General features: G+C 60.6%; 4 protein-coding genes. 1 reads left to right on the top strand and 3 read right to left on the bottom strand.

The features are described 5' to 3' along the window. Positions 1 to 71: 71 nt before the first annotated feature. Together Q0341_RS12330 and Q0341_RS12325 are read right to left on the bottom strand one after the other, a co-directional pair. A complete protein-coding gene (locus tag Q0341_RS12330) occupies positions 72 to 419 on the bottom strand; it encodes a ribulose bisphosphate carboxylase small subunit (protein ID WP_293753080.1) in 348 nt (115 codons plus the stop codon). A gap of 28 nt (positions 420 to 447) precedes the next feature. Then, positions 448 to 1,869, bottom strand: a complete 1,422-nt coding sequence (locus Q0341_RS12325; protein ID WP_299513767.1) for a form I ribulose bisphosphate carboxylase large subunit — start codon at positions 1,867 to 1,869, stop codon at positions 448 to 450. Between the two features lie 198 nt (positions 1,870 to 2,067). Here Q0341_RS12325 and Q0341_RS12320 point away from each other — a divergent pair, with 198 nt between their 5' ends. Continuing rightward, on the top strand, positions 2,068 to 3,012 hold the full coding sequence (locus Q0341_RS12320) for a LysR family transcriptional regulator (protein ID WP_299513765.1): 945 nt from the start codon (positions 2,068 to 2,070) through the stop codon (positions 3,010 to 3,012). Between the two features lie 34 nt (positions 3,013 to 3,046). Here the strand turns inward: Q0341_RS12320 and Q0341_RS12315 are convergent. Next, positions 3,047 to 4,395 (bottom strand): iron ABC transporter permease (locus Q0341_RS12315; RefSeq protein WP_299513762.1); only part of this gene is annotated, 1,349 nt, incomplete at its 5' end.

Here is a 4,395-nt window from a genome sequence, read left to right as displayed (position 1 = left end):
TCCGTTGGCTCAATGGCCTCACTGCGCCGTCCACCATGCGCCACGCGGATGTGCTCGGCGCAGGGTCGGCGTTACACCGTCTTGCCGCGGTAAATCACCATCGCTGTGCCTTGCGATTGGGTGAAGTTGTTGTAGCCGATCAAGCGGATGTGGTTGTCTGGATTGGCTTGGCGGCAAGCGGCAGCTTCGGCCAAGACCTTGTCCACATCGGTCTCACCGAACATGGGCAGCTTCCACATGTACCAGTAGGAGTCCATCAGGTACTGGGGTTCGGTGTGCTCAATCGCGGGGTTCCAACCTTTTTTGACCAAGTACTCCACTTGCTTGCGGATCTCTGCATCGGTCATGGGCGGCAGGTAAGAAAAAGTCTCGAACTTTCGGCTGGCGGGGTCGGACAGGCGTGAGGTGTAGTCTTGCATGAGTGGCTCCTAACAATAATGGGTTCAATCACTTGTGGGCGATGTCAAGCTTGTCGACGGTGTCGAATTCGAACTTGATTTCTTTCCAGGTTTCCATGGCGATCTTGAGTTCGGGCGAGTGCTTGGCGGCTTCGCTGAGCACGGCTTTGCCCTCTTTCTCAACGGCCACGCCCTCGTTGCGCGCTTTGACGCAGGCCTCGACCGCCACGCGGTTGGCGCAAGCGCCTGCAGCGTTGCCCCAGGGGTGACCCAAGGTGCCACCACCGAACTGCAAACAGGAGTCGTCGCCAAAAATGTTCACCAGCGCGGGCATGTGCCAAACATGGATGCCGCCCGAGGCGACGGGGAACATGCCGGGCATGGAGCCGAAGTCTTGGTCGAAGAAAATGCCGCGGCTGCGGTCTTCCTTGATGAAGCTGTCGCGCATGATGTCGATCCAGCCCAAGGTGGCTTCGCGGTCGCCTTCGAGCTTGCCCACCACGGTGCCCGAGTGCAGGTGGTCACCGCCAGACAGGCGCAGGCACTTGCTGAGCACGCGGAAGTGGATGCCGTGGTGCGGGTTGCGGTCGAGCACCGCGTGCATGGCGCGGTGGATGTGCAGCAGCATGCCGTTGTCGCGGCACCAGTTGGCCAAACTGGTGTTGGCGGTGAAGCCCCCCGTCAAGAAGTCGTGCATGATGATCGGCGCGCCCAGCTCCTTGGCGAATTCGGCCCGCTTGAACATTTCTTCTACCGTGGGCGAGGTCACGTTGAGGTAGTGGCCTTTGCGTTCACCGGTCTCGCGCTCGGCCTTTTGACAGGCTTCCACGACAAATTCAAAACGGTCGCGCCAGCGCATGAAAGGTTGGCTGTTGACGTTCTCGTCGTCCTTGGTCAGGTCCAAGCCCCCGCGCAAGCATTCGTAAACGGCACGGCCGTAGTTTTTGGCCGATAAGCCCAGCTTAGGTTTGATGGTGCAGCCCAGCAAGGGTCGGCCGTATTTGTTGAAGCGGTCGCGCTCGACCTGGATGCCGGCGGGCGGGCCACCACAGGTTTTGACGTAAGCGATCGGGAAGCGCACGTCTTCCAAACGAAGGGCACGCAGCGCTTTGAAGCCGAACACGTTGCCCACCAAGGAGGTCAACACGTTGACGATGGAGCCCTCTTCGAACAGGTCGATGGGGTAGGCCACGAAGGCGTAAAAACAGGTGTCGTCGCCCGGCACGTCCTCAATTCTGTAAGCGCGGCCCTTGTAATGGTCCAGGTCGGTGAGCAAGTCGGTCCACACCGTGGTCCAAGTGCCGGTCGACGATTCAGCGGCCACCGCAGCGGCGACTTCTTCGCGTGGCACGCCAGCTTGTGGGGTGATCTTGAAACAGGCCAAGATGTCGGTGTCCTTGGGCGTGTAGTGGGGTTCCCAGTAGGTGCTGCGGTAATCCTTGACACCGGCGTTGTAGGTTTTGGTGGCCATGCGTTGTGCTCCTCATTTGAAATGGGCGGGTTGGGAAAAACGGGTCTTCCCTTTTGCAAACGCTGCGGCTCGTCATTCCAGCTCAGCGCCTTGATCGATCTGTTTTTGCACATCTGATCAGGGAATGTCTGGACTTTAAAAATCTTAGGCCCTCAGGTAAATTCAATATTAATCACAACTAAATTAAGTTAAACCTGAATGAAGAACGCCACTTTCCGCCAATTGCGCGTGTTCAACGAGGTGGCCCGTCACCTCAGTTTTGTGCGTGCCGCCGAAAACTTGCACCTGACGCCGCCAGCCGTGACCATGCAGGTCAAGGAACTCGAAGGCCATGTGGGCATGCCCTTGTTTGACCGCCGAGGCAAACAGGTCAGCCTGACCACCACAGGCGAGTACATGCTGGTGTACACCCGCAAAATTTTGGCCACGGTGAAAGATGCCGAAGACGCCGCGGCCAGGCTGCAACGCGCCGAAACCGGGGTACTGACCATCGGCTTTGTCAGCACCGCCAAGTACTTCTTGATGCGGATGCTGGCCGAGTTTCGCACCCGCCACCCTGGCGTGGAAGTGCAACTGTCAATTGGCAACCGCGATCAGCTGGTCAAGATGCTGCAAAACAGCGAGGTCGACATCGCCGTCATGGGCCGCCCGCCCAAAGAGCTGCCAACACGGGCTGAACCTTTTGCCGCGCACCCGCATGTGTTTGTCTCAGCCACCGACCACCCGCTGGCGCGGCGCGGCTTGCTCACCGTTGAAGACTTACGCCCTTACGACTTCATTGCCCGTGAAAAAGGCGCGGGCACCCGCGCTGCAATGGAAAAGTTTTTTGAGGACACCCACGTCGAGCCGCACCTGAAAATCGAACTGCACAGCAACGAAATCATCAAGCAGGCCGTGATGGCGGGCCTGGGCCTGGGGTTTTTGTCACTGCACACGATTGGTCTGGAGTTGGAGCAAAACCTGATCACGATGCTTGACGTGCAAGGCGCGCCCGTGGTTCGCGCCTGGAACGTGGTGCACACCCAATCGAAAATGTTGTCGCCGGCGGCCGAGGCCTTTCGCTATTTCATGCTCGAAGAAGGCGAAGCCCATCTGGCCAAACGCTTTGGCCAGCATTGGCCCAAACAGCCCGAGACTCGGTAACTGACCCTCTTTTAGGCCCACCCACGCACCCTGTTCAGCTGCGGCGCTGACGCAATGTGCGGCTGAGCAAGATCACGGGAATCAAGCCCACCAGCACCAGCGCCAGCGAGGGCAGCGCCGCCTCGCCCAAGCGTTCGTCCCGGGCCAACTGGTAGGCCACCACGGCCAAAGTGTCGCTGTTAAAAGGCCGCAACACCAAAGTGGCAGGCAGCTCCTTCATCACGTCCACAAACACCAGCAATGCCGCTGCCACGGTGGTGCGCTGCAACAGTGGCGCGTGAACACGCTGCATCAGGCCCCAGCCGGTCACGCCCAGCATGCGGGCCGAATCGTCGAGGCTCGCAGGAATGCGGGCATAGCCGCTTTGCACCGACTGCAAAGCCACCGCACAAAAACGCACGAGATAGGCCCACACCAGCCCCAATGAGGTGGCCGTGATCCAGGCCCCAGCCGATGAACCCGGCCAAGTTTGTTGAATCCAGCCCACAGGCAAAAGCAAGCCGACCACCACCACCGCGCCGGGAATGGCATAGCCCAAACCCACCAACTGAACGGCCCCTTGGCTGATGCGGTCGGCCCGCGTGCGCACGCGAAAAGCCAGCGCCAGCGCCACGCCGACGGCCAGCACGGCAGTGATCCCACCCAGACGCAAACTGGTCCAGGCCCATTGCCCAAAACGCGCCCAAGGCACCTCGCTCGTTTCACCCCAAAAAGCCCGCAGCAAGATGAGTACTGGCAACACAAAACCCAGCAACACTGGCAAGCCGCACACGCCCCAGGCGAGCCAGCGGTGCATGCCGTGCAGCGCCACCGGTTGGGCCTCGGCAGATCCTTGGCGTGAGCCACGCCCAGGGTTGAAGCGCATGCGCTTTTGGGCGCGTTGCTCCAGTTGCAGCAACACCAGCACCACCACCAACAGCACCGTGGCCAGCTGCGCAGCGGCGATGCGGTTGTCCATAGACAGCCAAGCTTTGTAAATCCCGGCCGTGAACGTCTGGATGCCGAAGTAGCTGGACACGCCAAAATCGGCCAAGGTCTCCATGAGGGCCAGCGCCACACCCGCGGCCACGGCTGGGCGGGCTAGCGGCAGGGCAATCTCGCGGACGCGGCGGGACAACGGTGCCCCCAACAAGCGGGCCGCTTCCATCAGGCCAGAGGCCCGCTCCACCAAGGCGGTGCGGGCCAGCAAATAAACGTACGGGTAAAGCGAGAGTGTGAACACCAAGGCCGCGCCCCAAACGCTGCGCACATCCGGCCACAACCGCTCTTGCAGGCCCAGCAACTCACGCAAAGCCACCTGCAGCGGCCCACTGAACTGCAAAAAATCGGTGTAAGCGTAGGCCACCACATAAGCGGGCATGGCCAAGGGCAGCAGCAGCAGCC

It is taken from the genome of uncultured Limnohabitans sp., assembly GCF_937889215.1.
Classification (GTDB): Bacteria; Pseudomonadota; Gammaproteobacteria; order Burkholderiales; family Burkholderiaceae_C; genus Limnohabitans_A.
The sequence above is the reverse complement of the archived record's forward strand: the minus strand, read 5'-3'. Positions and strand labels throughout refer to the sequence as shown.